Raw genomic sequence first — 15,214 nt, 5'->3', positions numbered from 1 at the left:
AGTGCTCCAGATAGAGCTCCCGAAGTGCAAATGCAGCGACCAGAACAAGCACACAAGCCAACATGAAATGTCCGCCGTAAGTGGTTGAGTTGAAAGAGTTTGACCTTCGTCGAAAGATAGGCCCGAGGCCCGGCGCTGCGCAATACGGCAAAAGCAGTAAACGCCCGGTGCGAACACGAACTGCGTGACTTTTGTCGCATCCGAACAACCATCCGCTACCGCGGCAGAATGCTTCGCATGTGGGCGCTGCTCTCCACCTTCTCCTTGCAGGAACTGCGCCACCACCCGTGGCGCAATGCGGCCGCGATCGTCGCGGTGATGCTCGGCGTGGCGCTGGCCTTTTCGGTCCAGCTCATCAACGCGTCGGCGCTCGACGAGTTCTCGAGCGCGGTGCGGTCGGTCAACGGCCAGCCCGATCTGGAATTGCGCGCCGTGCAGGGCGGCTTCGACGAAGCCGTCTTCGCGAAAGTGGCGACGCATCCGATGGTGTCGCTGGCGAGCCCCGTGGTCGAAGTGCCGACCGTCGCCCTGGCGGACGGGCGGCAGATCCCGATCCGCGCGGTGGGCATCGACCCGCTGGTGCTGCCGTCGATCGCGCCCGCATTGATGCCGAGGCCGGCGGAAGGGAGCGAGCGTCTTTCGCTGCTCCGGCCGGGCCATGTGTTCCTCAACGCCGCGGCGCGCAACGCACTCGGCGAGACGGCCGCGACGTTGCAGTTGCGTGTCGGGGGCCGATGGCAAACCGTGAAGGTCGCCGGCCAGGTGGCGGCCGGCGGCGCGGCGCTCGCGGTGATGGACATTGGCGCGGCGCAGGATCTCTTCGATCGCGGCGGTCAGCTCACGCGCATCGATCTCCGGATGGCGCCAGGCACTGACCGCGCCACCTTCATGCGCACCTTGCGCGAATCGCCCGGGTGGCCGCAAGGCATCCAGATCGCGGAGCCCGGCGACGCAGCCGAGCGCGTGAGCAATCTCTCGCGTGCCTATCGCGTCAACCTCACGGTGCTCGCCCTCGTGGCGCTGTTCACCGGCGCATTTCTGGTCTTCTCGGTCCTGGCGCTCAGCGTGGCGAAGCGCGCACAGCAGTTCGCGCTGCTCGGCGTGCTGGGGCTCACGCCGCGCGAGCGGCTGAAACTGGTGCTGGCCGAATCGCTGGTGCTGGGCCTGATCGGCAGCGCGGCCGGCATCGCGCTCGGCACCGCACTCGCTGCGTTTGCGCTCAAGGTGCTCGGCGGCGATCTCGGCGGCGGCTATTTCGAAGGCGTCGCGCCCACGCTGCGCTGGAGCTGGGGCGCCGCCCTGCTCTACGGCGCGCTCGGCGTGCTTGCGGCGCTGGTGGGCGGCTGGTGGCCGGCGCGCGCGGCGCAGGCGCTGCCGGAGGCGCAGACGCTGAAGGGCCTCGGCACGACGCATGCGCAGCGCGGCGCGCACCGGGTCGCCTTGCTGCTGATCGCCGCCGGCATGGCACTCGCGACGGCGCCGGCGGTGTTCGGCATTCCGATCGCCGCCTATCTCTCGGTCGGCTTCCTGCTGGTCGGCGGCATCGCTGCGCTGCCGTGGCTCATCGCGTTGCTCTACGACCGCATCGCGCCGCTCTTCTCGCAGCGCGTGCTGCCGCTGCTCGCGATCGAACGGGCGCGGCGCATGCGTGGCACGGCGGCGGTCGCGGTCAGCGGCGTGGTGGCGAGCCTGAGCCTCGCGGTCGCGCTCACGGTGATGGTCGCGAGCTTCCGCGATTCGGTCACGCGCTGGCTCGATGTGGTGCTGCCGGCCGATCTCTATGTCCGCAGTTCGAGCGGCGGCAGTTCCACCAGCGAGCAGGCCTCGTTCGCGCCGGCAACGGTGCAGGCGCTCGCGCAGATTCCCGGTGTGGCGCGCACCGGCACCCTGCGCACGCGCGCATTGCTGCTCGACCCGTCGCGGCCCGCGGTCACGCTGATCGCGCGCAGCCTCGACGATGGCGCCGACCGCTCGCTGCCGCTGCTCGGCGCGGCGCTGCCAGCGCCTGAGGGCCAGATCGGCGTCTACGTGAGCGAGGCGATGGTCGAGCTCTACGGTGCGCGGCCCGGCGCGGAGTTCGAGCCGCTCTCGCGCGCGTTCGCCGCCGCTTCATCCGCCACGCCGCCCGTCTTCTTCGTCTCCGGTGTGTGGCGCGACTACGTGCGGCAGTTCGGCGCCATCACGATCGATGCCCGCGACTTTGAGCGCCTGACCGGCGACCGCAGCGTCAGCGACGTGGCGCTGTGGCTCGCGCCCGGTGCGGATGCGTCGAAGGTGACGCAGGCGGTGCGCGACGTCGCGGCGCAAGAACTCGGCCCGGCCGAGCCGGTCGAGATCGCCTCGGTCGGCCAGATCCGCGCCACTTCGCTGCGTATCTTCGACCGCAGCTTCGCGGTCACCTACTGGCTTCAGGCGGTGGCGATCGGCATCGGCCTGTTCGGCATCGCGGCCAGCTTCAGCGCGCAGGTGCTCGCGCGGCGCAAGGAGTTCGGGCTCCTGGCGCACCTCGGCTTCACGCGAAGGCAGGTGCTCGCGATCGTCGCGGGCGAAGGCGCGGCGTGGACCGCCATCGGCGCGATCGCCGGCCTGGTGCTCGGGCTCGCGGTGTCGGTGGTGCTGGTGCACGTCGTGAATCCGCAGAGCTTCCACTGGACGATGGACCTGCTGGTGCCGTGGCTGCGGCTCTTCGCGCTGTGCGCTGCGGTGCTTGCGGCCGGCACGCTCACCGCATGGCTTGCAGGTCGTGCCGCAGCCGGCCATGACGCGGTGATGGCCGTCAAGGAAGACTGGTGAGCGACCGATGACCCTCGTTCGCATGCATGCCCCCTCATTCCCGCGCCTGTCGCGGCGCTCGCTGGTGCTCTGCGCGCTCGCCGCACCCATGGCCGCGTGGGCGCTCCCGCCGCGCGAGATGCGCTTTCCGCGCGACTTCGGCAGCCATCCCGATCTCAACACCGAGTGGTGGTACATCACCGGCCATGCGCGCTCCGGTGCGCGAGAGTTCGGATTCCAGCTCACCTTCTTCCGGTCACGCATCGCCGAAACGCAGGACATGCGATCGGAATTCGCCGCGCGCCAGTTGATCTTTGCGCATGCGGCCATCACCGATCTCGAAGGCCGCAAGCTCTGGCACGACCAGCGCATCGCGCGCGCGGGCTTTGGCGTGGCGTCGGCCTCGGAAGGAGACACCGACGTGCGCCTGCGCAACTGGACGCTCAAGCGCGATGACAAGCACTACGTCGCGCAACTGCCGGCCGAAGGCTTCGCGCTCGATCTGCGCTTCAGGCCCACGCAGGCGGTGATGCTGCAAGGCAGCGCGGGTCTTTCGCGCAAAGGGCCGGATGCCGAACAGTCGAGCTACTACTACAGCGAGCCGCAACTCGCCACCGAGGGTCGACTCATCCTGCAAGGCCGCGGCTTCGACGTGCAAGGCACCGCGTGGCTCGACCACGAATGGAGCGATGCCTACCTGCATCCCGAGGCGTCGGGCTGGGACTGGATCGGGATGAACCTCTTCGACGGCAGCGCACTGATGGCCTTCCGCATCCGGCATCGCGATGGCTCGACGCTTTGGGCCGGTGGTTCGATGCGCAGCGCGGATGGACGCATGCGTGTGTTCAGTCCGGAGGAAATGCAGTTCACCCCCGAAGGGCGATGGGTGAGTCCGCGCACGCGGGCGGACTATCCGGTGCGGCTGCGCATCCAGACGCCGGTGGGTACGTTCAGCGTGCATCCGCTGCTGGACGACCAGGAGCTGGACAGCAGCGGGTCGACCGGGGCGGTGTACTGGGAGGGTCTGAGCGATCTGCGCGATGCGCAGGGGCGGACCGTCGGGCGGGGGTATCTGGAGCTGACAGGCTACGTGCGGGCGCTGCGGATGTGATGGCCACGACGCTCCGTGCGCCCGCTACTGCCCGCTCGTTCGTCAGAACCGATACGAAGCGAAGACACCATAGGTGTTCTGCGTCTTGTCTTCCGTGATCGGACTGCGCTTGGCGTCGCCTTGCAGCCAGGCGGTGATGATGCTCGCCCCAATGCCCCACTGCTCGGTCAACTGATACTGGGCGCCGATCGAAAAGCGCACCGTATTGAGACCGGCTCCGGCCCGGTACGGGGGCACTCCGGCAATCAGGCTTTGTGCGGCGGTGATTCCATAGAAGGTCTGGGTATAGCTGCCGTTGGCCCAGGTGATGCCGGGTCCTGCGGTCAGCAACAGTCTTTCGTTGACCATGTACTTGCCCTCGACATCGAAGGCGATGCGCGTACCTTGGCCGTTGCTGCCCAGGTCGGAAACCAGAAAGCCTCGGACGGTCAGCCAGTCAAGCGAGTAGGTGGCGAACACGCTTCCAAGCGCTGTCTCGGGAATATCGCCCCAGCCATGGAGGAGCGGCGCATCGGACGCCTTCCGCGGCTTGGTCAGTTCTCCCCCCAGGGCCACGCCGAAGCGCCAGGTGTCGTCCTGAATGAGGTTGAAGCCGACGCCGAACGGAAAGCCCGCTCCCGGCGTGCCCCCGATGAAATAGCGTCCGTAGTTGGCGGTGACGAGCGGTACCGCCACAACCTGGCTGTCGCCGCTGCCGGGATACCGGGGGCGATCGAAGACGCCGAGCCCCGCCGAAAAGCGCCAGGTCTCATCGCTCGCCTGCTCCAGCCGCGCCTGGGCTCGCGCATCCTGCGCAGTGATCGCGGCGGCGAGCGTCGCCCCCGAAAGAATGAAAAGGGCGCTGCGCTTGCGACGGTGGATCATTGGGCGATCTGTTGAGGTTGGGACGACGGAGTATCGCAAACGCGCCTGCGCTGCCGAACCCCTTCGGGATCCGGCAGCGCAGCGCGGCGTCGATGTCGGCTATCAGTGTGGCAGGAACGACACGCCCATCAGGACGTAGTCGGTGTCTCCATTGACTTCCGTCGCGGTGGAGTCCTTCTTCGCACTGACGAGGACGTACACGTACTTGGTGATGCCGTCGAGCGTGTACTTGAACGCCTTGGCATGCAGGACAGCGATGCCGTTGGCCTTTTGTTGCTCAAGTCCCGCTGCGGTGAAGGCCTGCGCGATACCTGCCTGGGGCGCGTCGCTCGCTTCGCCGGTGGGCGTGAACACGAACGAGCCGTCTTCCAGGAATCGCGAGGTGCCGGTGCGAGCGCAGTCCTCGTATTCATCGAAGTACAGGCCCTGCAATTCGGTCGGATCCGTCACCGGGACCAGATCGTCCGAGACGTAGACGTACTGGCTGCGCACAACGCTGGCACTCGAGGTGCACAGCTCGCCGACGCGATTGGCGTCGAAGGTCACGAAACCAGGGAACCCGACCAGGTTGCCCATGTTGCCGTCTTGATCGTAGGTGCCGTAGAGCCACATCGTTCCCCGGTTGGGGTCGGGGATGACCATCGTGTAGTTGCCCGCCACCGTCTTGGCTGCAGCCACTTGAATGGTCGTGAGATTCGGCGTCGTGAAGGCAGTAGCCGCATAGGCTTCCAGCGTCAGCGTCTGTCCGCCTGCAGCACGCGTTGCCGCCTCGGTCTGGCTGAGGCCGGCTGCCGACAGAGCGGTACGGTAGCTCTCGAGCAGGTCGTCGCCGGCATCGCCCTGCTTGGCACTGAACTGCGAAGTGAGGGGATCGAATCCGTCGGGCAATGCAAGCTTGCCAGGAAGGGAGGCAAGAATCACCTTGAACTGGGTCAGCGCGCTGGACACAGCGGTCGACGTGATCACGCCACCCAGCGCCGCGTTGGTCGCGCTTGCGAACCAGGTGGCCGGATCCTGCCCGCTGAGGATGCCCACGATCAGGTCGGTCAGCGGGGTGATGTTGGCTGTGCCCGGTGCGGTCACCACGGAGTGAAGCACGATCGTGGTAGGTACCGCGATGAAGTTGACCATCGAGGCGAAGTTGCTGTTGCCTTGCAATCCCGTGACGCGAGCGACGCAGGGATAGTCCGTGCTCTTGAGCGATGCGGTCCAGACGCCGTCGGCGTCGGTGGTCGCGGCCGTCGTTGCACCCGAAGCGCACTTCAGTTCCACGGTCCCGCCGCTGATCGGCGAGCCGACAGCGGCGACGCCCGTGACAGTCGTGGTGCTGCTGGCCGGGGCGCTGGGCGAGCTCGCGGCCGGCGCGACGCCGTAGTAGCCGCCACCACCGCCGCCGCACGCAGTCATCGCGGCCACCATCAGGGCGCCCAGCGCCAACCGAGCGACGACGCTCCTGTTCCCAGTGTTCTTCAATTTCCGTCCTTCCGAGCTTGTTGAGGAGGTCGCCGTGCCGCGTGGTGGCGGGCGGCCTCGGACGGGCAATGGCCACGTCTGTCGATTCATATCGGTCGCGAACTGAAGAACCTGAAGGCAGGCGTCCGCATCGAGCGGGACAGCGCTGTGATCGACACCCGGGCCGCACTCGGCCATCATCCTCGACGCCCAGCTTTTCCAATACACCGCCATGGCGGCAGAACCGAGGTGCCTCTCATGTTTCCCAAGCGACTTTCCGATGGCTACCAGGCGTTCCTGAGCGGCCGTTTCCACAACGAACGCATCCGCTACGAACAACTGGGCGAACTCGGACAGAGCCCCGAGATCCTGCTGATCGGCTGCTGCGATTCGCGTGTCTCGCCGGAGGTCATCTTCGACGCCGGGCCGGGCGAGATGTTCGTCATCCGCAACGTGGCCAACCTGGTGCCGCCGTACGAACGCGAGGCAGAGTCCTCTTCCTATCACGGCACCAGCGCGGCCATCGAGTTCGCCGTCAATGCGCTCGACGTCAAGCACATCGTGGTGCTGGGCCACGCTTCGTGCGGCGGCGTGCGCGCCGTGTTCGACGACGTCGAACCGCTGACCAAGATCGATTTCGTCGGCAAGTGGGTGTCGCAGATCGTCCCCGTGGCCGACAGCCTGCCGCGCACGGGCGATCGCGCCATCGATGTCCAACGGCTGGAATGGGCAGTGGTCGGGCACAGCCTGGCCAATCTCATGACGTTCCCGTCGATACGCGCCCGGGTCGAGCAGGGCAAGCTGGAGCTGCACGGTGCCTATTTCGGCGTGGCGACCGGACTGCTGTTCCTGCGCGACCCCGCCACCGGCGAGTTCTCGCCCTGCCCCTCACGGTAGGATCGCCCGGCCACAACACCCACGCTCAGCCATGTCCGACTTCCCTCAAGACATCTACACCGAACCCTCCGACCTCGACGGCAACACGCTCGCCAACCTGGGGCCCCTGCGCCGCATGGCGGGGCTGTGGCGCGGAGAGAAAGGCGTCGACGTCAAGCCCAAGGCGCAAGGCCCGAAGACGCAGGTCTACGTCGAACACTACGAGCTGCAGCCCATCGATCCGCAGACCAACGGCCCGCAGGTCTTCTACGGACTGCGCTATCACACCTTCATCCACAAGCCGGGACTCACCAAGATGTATCACGACCAGGTCGGCTACTGGCTCTGGGAGCCCGCGACCGGCCAGGTGCTGCACACGCTCGCGATTCCTCGCGGCCAGATCGCGATGGCGACCGGTCACGCGACCGCGGACGCGGATCGCTTCGAGCTCACTGCCGTGCGCGGCAGCCTGACCAACGGCATCGTGTCCAACCCGTTCCTCGAGCACGCCTTCACCACCACGGACTGGCGCGTCGAGGTGGAGTTCAACGCCGACGGCACATGGACCTACCGGCAGGACACGGTGTTGCAGATCCGCGGCCAGGCCGAGCCCTTCCACCACACCGACCGGAACACGCTCACGAAGGTGGGTGAGCCGTCTCCGAACCCGCTGGCGTCGGCCGCGACGCTCTAACTAACCGGCCAGCGCGAAGACGCCCACGGCCGCCACCAGCCCGCCGGCCTGCGCCTGCAGCGAGGTGGCCGCGACCGCAGCCTGGCCGACCAGCGACGCGTTCTCCTGCGTCACCTGGTCCATCCGGGCGATGGCGCGATTGATCTCCTCGATGCCCGCGGTCTGCGTCTGGCTCGCGGCGGTGATCTCGTCCATGATGTCCGTCACGCGCCGGACGCTGCTGAGGATCTCCTCCATGGTCCTGCCGGCGTCGCCGACGAGTTCGGTGCCGGCCTCGACCTTGCCCACGGAGTCATCGATCAGTCCCTTGATCTCCCTGGCAGCGGCAGCCGAGCGCTGTGCGAGGTTTCGCACCTCGGCCGCCACGACCGCAAAACCACGGCCCTGCTCGCCTGCGCGAGCGGCTTCCACCGCCGCATTGAGCGCGAGGATGTTCGTCTGGAACGCAATGCCGTCGATCACGCCGATGATGTCGACGATCCTGCGGGACGAGGCATTGATCGAGGCCATGGTGTCGACCACCTGCCCCACCACCTCGCCGCCGCGCGCAGCCACCTGCGACGCCGAGCGCGCGAGCTGGTTGGCCTGGAGTGCGTTGCCAGCGTTCTGGGCCACGGTGCCCGTGAGGCGCTCCATCGAGACCGCCGTCTCGCGCAGCGAGCCCGCCTGCTGCCCGGTGCGCGAAGACAGGTCCTGATTGCCGAGCGCGATATCGCCCGACGCATCGGCCATGCTGAGCGTGCTTCGACGCATGTCGCCAATGGTGGTGCGCAAGGTCGCGACGATGCGTTCGAACGACGCACCCAGCGGGCTTTTCGCGGGAACGCCCTCGAGCGAAAGGTCGATGGTGCCCTCAGGGCCCCTGCCGAGCGCCCTGACCATGTCTTCCACCTCGGCGGCCTGGTGGGCCTCCTTGCGCAAGGCCTCCGCGAGGTAGACCAGCACGGCACATTCCGCGACCACATAGGCCGCATGGGCCAACACGATCTTCAGGCCCGGCTCGGTGAAGCAGACGACGCCCCAGCCCCACGACTGCAGATAGTTGAAGACGAGGTGATGCACCGCGATCAGCGCGGCCGCGATGACGATCGGTCGCCAGTCCCGGTAGCTCAGCAGAAAGGCCAACATGACGAAGAGGCCGAAGTGCAATTCGGTCATGCCCTTCATCTGCTGGATGTGCAGCGCGCAGAACACGACCATGGTGGCCGCGATGACCACGCGTGTTGCAAGGGATCCGGGCGAAAGAAGCGCCAGCGCCGTGCACCCCAATGCAACGGGAAGTCCGATGAGCAGCGCCCATGGCAGCGTGGCGTTCACGGCGGCCAGGGCAAGCGACATCGCGAACAGGGCCCATATGACGACCAGCATGAGTCTGTCGGCCTTCACGTGAATGACGCGCAGGGCGGAATCGGTTTGGTTCATTGTTCTCGTCGGGTGCAGCAGAGGTCCTCGGCTATCGGCAGATTGCCTGACGCTCTGAATGGGCGCGGCGCAGACAAATGCAAACGCCGTGTGAAGTACTCCACACGGCGTTCGTCTTGTCCAACCGCGCCGCAGATGCGGCACCCGAGTGGGCTGGCCGCCCCTCAACCCTTCGACGCGCCGCGCCTGCGATCCATGAAGGCGATGATCTCGCCCATCACCCCGCGCCGGAACGCGAGCACGCAGATTACGAAGATCAGGCCGGTGACCATGGTGACCGATTCGCCGAGCGTGTTGAACCAGTCGACGGTCGTGATGCGCGCCAGCAGGTGGCCGAACTCGCCGATCTTGTTCTCGAGAAGCACCACCACCGCTGCGCCGACCAGCGGACCGGAAAGCGTGCCGAGGCCGCCGACCAGCGTCATGAGGATGACCTGGCCCGAAGCGCTCCAATGCACGTCGGACAGCGTCGCGAAGCCGAGCACCAGCGTCTTGAGCGAACCGGCGAGACCCGACAGCGCCGCAGAGATCACGAATGCGAGCAGCTTGAAGCGGCTCACGTCGTAGCCCAGAGAGACGGCGCGGGGCTCGTTTTCCTTGATGCCCTTGAGCACCTGGCCGAACGGCGAATGGATGGTGCGCACGATGAGAAGGAAGGCCGCGACGACGATCGCGAGCGTGACGTAGTACATCGTCAGATCGCTCTGCAGGTCGACCACCCCGAAGAGCTTGCCGCGCGGCACGCCCTGCAGGCCGTCTTCGCCACCAGTGAACTTGGCCTGCAGCGCGACGAAGAACACCATCTGCGCGAGCGCAAGCGTGATCATCGCGAAGTAGATGCCCTGCCGGCGGATCGCCAGTACGCCGAAGATCCAGCCCAGCAGCGCGCCGGTGAGCGTGCCGGCGATGAGGCCGAGTTCCGGCGTCAGCCCCCAGACCTTCATCGCCTGGCCGGCAATGTAGGCCGAGCCGCCGAGGAAGGCCGCATGCCCGAAGGACAGCAGGCCGGTGTAGCCGAGCAGCAGGTTGAAGGCCGAGGCGAACAGCGCGAAGCACATCAGCTTCATCACGAACACCGGGTAGGCGCCGGCGAACGGTGCCACCACGAGCGCCGCGAGAAGCAGCAGATAGAAAACGAGGGATGTCTTTTTCATGCGGCTGCTGTCTTATTTTTCTTTGCCGAACAGGCCTGCCGGGCGGATGAGCAGCACGATGACCATGATCACGAACACGACGGTGGAGGAGGCCTCCGGGTAGAACACCTTGGTCAAGCCCTCGACGACGCCGAGTCCGAGACCAGTGAGGATCGCGCCCATGATCGAGCCCATGCCGCCGATCACCACCACGGCGAACACCACGATGATGAGGTTCTGCCCCATCAGCGGCGACACCTGGATCACCGGTGCGGCGAGCACGCCGGCGAAAGCGGCGAGCGCGACACCGAACCCGTAGGTGAGCGTGATCATCAACGGCACGTTGACGCCGAAGGCCTCGACGAGCCGCGGGTTCTCGGTGCCGGCGCGCAAGTAGGCGCCGATGCGGGTCTTCTCGATGACGAACCAGGTCGCGAAGCAAACCACCAGTGAGGCCACGACGACCCACGCGCGGTAGTTGGGCAGGATCATGAAGCCGAGGTCGGTCGCGCTCGCGAGGGCATCGGGCGTGTCGTAAGGCAGGCCCGAGACGCCATAGATGGAGCGGAACACGCCCTCGATCAGCAGCGTGAGTCCGAGCGTGAGCAGCAGGCCGTAGAGATGATCGAGCTTGTAGATCCAGCGCAGCAGCAGCCGCTCGATGACCACGCCGAACAGGCCGACGAGCACCGGCGCGACGATCAACATCACCCAGTAGTTGACGTTGAAGTAGTTCATCGCCATCCAGGTCGACACCGCGCCCAGCATGAACAGCGCGCCATGCGCGAAGTTGATGACGTTGAGCAAGCCGAAGATGACCGCGAGCCCGAGGCTCAGGATGGCGTAGAACGACCCGTTGACCAGCCCCAGAAGGAGCTGGCTCAACAGGGCAGGAAGAGAAATGCTCATGAACTGACGATTACTTCCAGAGGGCGCACTTGGACTCGGCCTTGGTCGTGAAGACCTCCTCGCCCGGCAGCTTGGCGACGACCTTGTAGTAGTCCCACGGCTGGCTCGACTCGGACGGCGCCTTGACCTGCACGAGGTACATGTCGTGCACGAAACGGCCGTCGGCGCGGACGGTGCCCTTGGCGTAGAAGTCGTTGATCGGCGTCTTCTTGATCTCCGCCATCACCTTGTCGGCGTCGGTGCTCTTGGCCGCCTGCACCGCCTTCAGGTAGGTCATCGTGGCCGAGTAGTCGGCGGCCTGGATGTCGGTGGGCATGCGCTTGGTCTTGTCGAAGAACTTCTTGCCGAAGGCGCGCGTCTGGTCGTTCAGGTTCCAGTCCCAGCTCGTGGTGAGCAGCAGACCCTCGGTGTTCTTCAGGCCCAGGCTGTGGATGTCGGTGATGAAGACCAGCAGTCCGGCCATCTTCATGCTCTTGGTGATGCCGAATTCCTTGGCGGCCTTGATCGCGTTGATCGTGTCGCCGCCTGCATTCGCGAGGCCGAGGATCTGCGCCTTGGAGTTCTGCGCCTGCAAGAGGAAGGACGAGAAGTCCGACGCATTGAGCGGATGCTTGACGCCGCCGACCACCGTACCGCCCTTCTCCTTCACGACCTTGGCGGTGTCGGCTTCGAGCGCCGCGCCGAAGGCGTAGTCGGCCGTCAGGAAGAACCAGCTCTTGCCGCCGTTGGCGACGACCGCACCGCCGGTGCCCTTGGCGAGCGCGACGGTGTCGTAAGCGTAGTGCACGGTGTAGGGGCTGCACTGCTCGTTGGTCAGCGCCGAGGTGCCGGCGCCGTTGACCATGAAGACGCGCTTCTTCTCCTGTGCAACCTTCGCCATCGCGAGGCCGGTGCCGGAGTTGGTGCCGCCGAAGAGCATCGACAGGTTCTCGGTGTCGATCCACTCGCGCGCCTTCGAGGCGGCGATGTCGGCCTTGTTCTGGTGGTCGGCCGTGATGAGCTCGATCGGCATGCCGTTGACCTTGCCGCCGAAGTCGTCGATCGCCATCTGGATGGCGGTCGCGCCGTTCTTGCCCTCGACGTCCGCATAGAGGCTCGACATGTCGGTGATGAAGCCGATCTTGACCTTGTCCTGGGCCTGTGCGGCGCCTGCCGCGAGCGCGATGGCGAGAGAGACGGCGGAAAGTGCGAGGGTCTTTTTCATGTTCTGGGTGAGTTGTGGGACAAAGAAAGGGGCGGTGTTATTTCCAGAGGGCGCACTTGGAATCGGCCTTGGTCGTGAAGACCTGCTCGCCCGGCAGCTTGGTGATGACCTTGAGGTAGTCCCACGGCTGCTTCGATTCGGCCGGCGTCTTCACTTCGACGAGGTACATGTCGTGCACGAAGCGGCCATCGGCCCGGATCTGGCCCTTGGCGTAGAAGTCGTCGACCGGCATCTTCCTGAGTTCGGCCATGACCTTGTCGGCATCGGTGGTCTTGGCCGCCTGCACCGCCTTCAGGTAGGTCATCGTGGCCGAGTAGTCGGCGGCCTGGATGTCGGTGGGCATGCGCTTGGTCTTGTCGAAGAACTTCTTGCCGAACGCGCGCGTCTGGTCGTTCAGGTCCCAGTACCAGCTGGTGGTGTGCAGCAGGCCCTCGGTGTTCTTCAGGCCCAGGCTGTGGATGTCGCTCAGGAAGATCAGCAGGCCGGCGAGCTTCATGTTCTTGCCGACGCCGAATTCCTTGGCGGCCTTGATCGAGTTGATCGTGTCGCCACCTGCATTCGCGAGGCCGAGGATCTGTGCCTTGGAGTTCTGCGCCTGCAGCAGGAAGGACGAGAAGTCCGATGCATTGAGCGGGTGCCGCACAGCACCGACCACGGTGCCGCCCTTGGCCTTGACGACGGCGCTGGTGTCGGCTTCGAGCGCATGGCCGAAGGCGTAGTCGGCAGTCAGGAAGAACCAGTTCTTGCCGCCGCGGTCGACCACCGCGCCGCCGGTGCCCTTGGCGAGCGCAACCGTGTCGTAGGCGTAGTGCACGGTGTAGGGGCTGCACTGCTCGTTGGTCAGCGCGGACGAGGCGGCGCCGTTGTTGAAGTACACGCGCTTCTTTTCCTGCGCCACCTTGGCGGTCGCGAGCGCGGTGCCGGAATTGGTGCCGCCGAAGACCATGGTCACGCCGTCGGTGTCGATCCATTCGCGCGCCTTCGAGGCGGCGATGTCGGCCTTGTTCTGGTGGTCGGCGGTGAGCAGTTCGATCGGCTGGCCGAGCACCTTGCCGCCGAAGTCGTCGATCGCCATCTGGATGGCGAGCGCGCCGTTCTTGCCTTCGACGTCGGCGTAGAGGCTCGACATGTCGGTCACGAAACCGATCTTCACTTTTTCCTGCGCCTGGGCGCCGGATGCGAAGGCCAGTGCGGCCACGGCGAGCGAGAGTGCGGAGAGAGAGGTCTTCATGCTTGACTCCATCCAGTCAGAAAAGGTTGAGGAATCAGACGCCGAGCAGCTCATTGAGCACCGGCATCTTGGCGTCGAGTTCGGCCGCACTGAAAGCCTCGACCATGCGGCCGTGCTCCATCACGTAGAAGCGGTCCGCGAGCGGTGCGGCGAAGCGGAAGTTCTGCTCCACCATGACCACGGTGTAGCCCTTGCCGCGCAGGGTGTGGATCATCCTGGCCAGCGCCTGCACGATGACCGGCGCCAGCCCTTCGGAGATCTCGTCGAGCAAGAGGAGCTTGGCGCCCGTGCGCAGGATGCGGCCGACTGCGAGCATCTGCTGTTCGCCGCCCGACAGGCGCGTGCCCTGGCTGTTGCGGCGCTCGGCGAGGTTGGGGAACATCGCGTAGATCTCGTCCACCGACATTCCCTTGTCACCGCCCTTCAGCGGCGGCGGAAGCATCAGGTTCTCCTCGCACGACAGGCTCGCGAAGATGCCGCGCTCCTCGGGGCAGTAGCCGATTCCGAAGTGTGCGATGCGATGCGTCGGCAGGTGGATCGTCTCGTGGCCGTTGACCTTGATGCTGCCTTTGCGCGCGCCGGTCAGCCCGAGGATCGCGCGCATCGTCGTGGTGCGCCCTGCGCCGTTGCGGCCCAGCAGGGTGACAACTTCGCCGGGCTGCACCACCATGTCGACGCCGTGCAGCACGTGCGACTCGCCGTACCAGGCCTGCAGGCCGCTGATTTCGAGTGCGGGGACTGCCATCAGTGCGCCCCCTGCAGTTGGCCTTCGGTGGTGCCCATGTAGGCTTCCATGACCTGCGGATTCTTCGAGACCACGGCATACGGGCCTTCGGCGAGCACTGCGCCGCGCTGCAGCACGGTGATGGTGTCGGCGATGGTGGAGACCACGCTCATGTTGTGCTCGACCATCAGGATGGTGCGTCCCGCCGACACGCGCTTGATGAGTTCGGCCACGCGATGCACGTCCTCATGGCCCATGCCCTGCGTGGGCTCGTCGAGCAGCATCAGCTCGGGTTCCATCGCGAGCGTGGTCGCGATCTCGAGCGCGCGCTTGCGGCCGTAGGGCAGGTTCACGGTGAGCTCATCGGCAAGGTCTTCCAGGCCGACCTGCGCGAGCAGTTCGCGCGCCCGCGCGTTGAGCGGCGTCAGCGATCTTTCGCTCTTCCAGAAGTGGTACGAGGTGCCGAGCGAGCGCTGCAGTCCGAGGCGCACGTTTTCGAGCAGCGTCAGGTGCGGGAACACGGCGGAAATCTGGAACGAGCGGATGATGCCGCGGCGCGCGATCTGCGCCGGCCGCTCGCGGGTGATGTCCGTGCCGTTGAACAGGATCGTGCCCGAGGTCGGCTCGAGGAACTTGGTCAACAGGTTGAAGCAGGTCGTCTTGCCCGCGCCGTTGGGACCGATCAAGGCATGGATCGATCCGCGAACGACCGACAGATCAACCTTGCTGACTGCGGTGAAGCCCTTGAATTCCTTGGTGAGCTGGCGCGTTTCGAGAATGATGTCGGTCATCTCGCGATCGCGCCCTTGAGCTGGCAGAAAA

The 15,214-nt window shown here is 66.1% G+C and carries 13 protein-coding genes; 4 read left to right on the top strand and 9 right to left on the bottom strand.

Translation table 11 applies throughout. The annotated features are described in order from the left end of the window. Positions 1–237: 237 nt before the first annotated feature. Both BLW05_RS23600 and BLW05_RS23595 read left to right on the top strand, forming a co-directional pair. Positions 238–2,793, top strand: a complete 2,556-nt coding sequence (locus tag BLW05_RS23600; protein WP_093166111.1) for an ABC transporter permease — start codon at positions 238–240, stop codon at positions 2,791–2,793. A 7-nt stretch (positions 2,794–2,800) separates the two neighbouring features. Then, a complete protein-coding gene (locus BLW05_RS23595) occupies positions 2,801–3,883 on the top strand; it encodes a lipocalin-like domain-containing protein (RefSeq protein ID WP_256330464.1) in 1,083 nt (360 codons plus the stop codon). Between the two features lie 42 nt (positions 3,884–3,925). Here BLW05_RS23595 and BLW05_RS23590 read toward each other — a convergent pair whose 3' ends face one another. After that, positions 3,926–4,747, bottom strand: a complete 822-nt coding sequence (locus tag BLW05_RS23590) for a MipA/OmpV family protein (protein WP_093165997.1) — start codon at positions 4,745–4,747, stop codon at positions 3,926–3,928. Between the two features lie 102 nt (positions 4,748–4,849). Further along, positions 4,850–6,220 (bottom strand): hypothetical protein, encoded by a 1,371-nt coding sequence (locus BLW05_RS23585; protein ID WP_256330463.1) that lies wholly within the window; start codon positions 6,218–6,220, stop codon positions 4,850–4,852. Between the two features lie 237 nt (positions 6,221–6,457). On the opposite strand from BLW05_RS23585, the gene BLW05_RS23580 reads away from it, so the two are divergent. Beyond that, on the top strand, positions 6,458–7,096 hold the full coding sequence (locus BLW05_RS23580; RefSeq protein ID WP_093165996.1) for a carbonic anhydrase: 639 nt from the start codon (positions 6,458–6,460) through the stop codon (positions 7,094–7,096). A gap of 31 nt (positions 7,097–7,127) precedes the next feature. Continuing rightward, a complete protein-coding gene (locus BLW05_RS23575) occupies positions 7,128–7,769 on the top strand; it encodes an FABP family protein (protein WP_093165995.1) in 642 nt (213 codons plus the stop codon). On the opposite strand, the gene BLW05_RS36755 is transcribed toward BLW05_RS23575, so the two are convergent. The 7 genes from BLW05_RS36755 to BLW05_RS23540 form a co-directional block, all read right to left on the bottom strand. Beyond that, positions 7,770–9,191, bottom strand: a complete 1,422-nt coding sequence (locus BLW05_RS36755; RefSeq protein WP_143044903.1) for a methyl-accepting chemotaxis protein — start codon at positions 9,189–9,191, stop codon at positions 7,770–7,772. 164 nt (positions 9,192–9,355) lie between these two features. Continuing rightward, positions 9,356–10,345: a branched-chain amino acid ABC transporter permease gene (locus tag BLW05_RS23565; RefSeq protein WP_093165994.1), complete on the bottom strand. Its 990-nt coding sequence runs from the start codon at positions 10,343–10,345 to the stop codon at positions 9,356–9,358. Between the two features lie 12 nt (positions 10,346–10,357). Further along, positions 10,358–11,233 (bottom strand): branched-chain amino acid ABC transporter permease, encoded by an 876-nt coding sequence (locus BLW05_RS23560; protein ID WP_093165993.1) that lies wholly within the window; start codon positions 11,231–11,233, stop codon positions 10,358–10,360. Positions 11,234–11,243: 10 nt separating this feature from the next. Then, on the bottom strand, positions 11,244–12,437 hold the full coding sequence (locus tag BLW05_RS23555) for an ABC transporter substrate-binding protein (protein WP_093165992.1): 1,194 nt from the start codon (positions 12,435–12,437) through the stop codon (positions 11,244–11,246). A gap of 37 nt (positions 12,438–12,474) precedes the next feature. Beyond that, on the bottom strand, positions 12,475–13,668 hold the full coding sequence (locus tag BLW05_RS23550; RefSeq protein ID WP_371126964.1) for an ABC transporter substrate-binding protein: 1,194 nt from the start codon (positions 13,666–13,668) through the stop codon (positions 12,475–12,477). A gap of 34 nt (positions 13,669–13,702) precedes the next feature. Beyond that, positions 13,703–14,413: an ABC transporter ATP-binding protein gene (locus tag BLW05_RS23545; RefSeq protein WP_093165990.1), complete on the bottom strand. Its 711-nt coding sequence runs from the start codon at positions 14,411–14,413 to the stop codon at positions 13,703–13,705. Continuing rightward, the gene (locus tag BLW05_RS23540) at positions 14,413–15,183 is read right to left on the bottom strand and encodes an ABC transporter ATP-binding protein (protein ID WP_093165989.1); all 771 of its coding nucleotides are present in this window, start codon (positions 15,181–15,183) and stop codon (positions 14,413–14,415) included. The genes BLW05_RS23545 and BLW05_RS23540 overlap by 1 nt, the downstream gene beginning before the upstream one ends. Positions 15,184–15,214: the final 31 nt, after the last annotated feature.

It is taken from the genome of Variovorax sp. YR216 (assembly GCF_900107745.1).
Classification (GTDB): Bacteria; Pseudomonadota; Gammaproteobacteria; order Burkholderiales; family Burkholderiaceae_C; genus Variovorax.
This window is presented reverse-complemented; position numbering and strand designations above follow the sequence as displayed.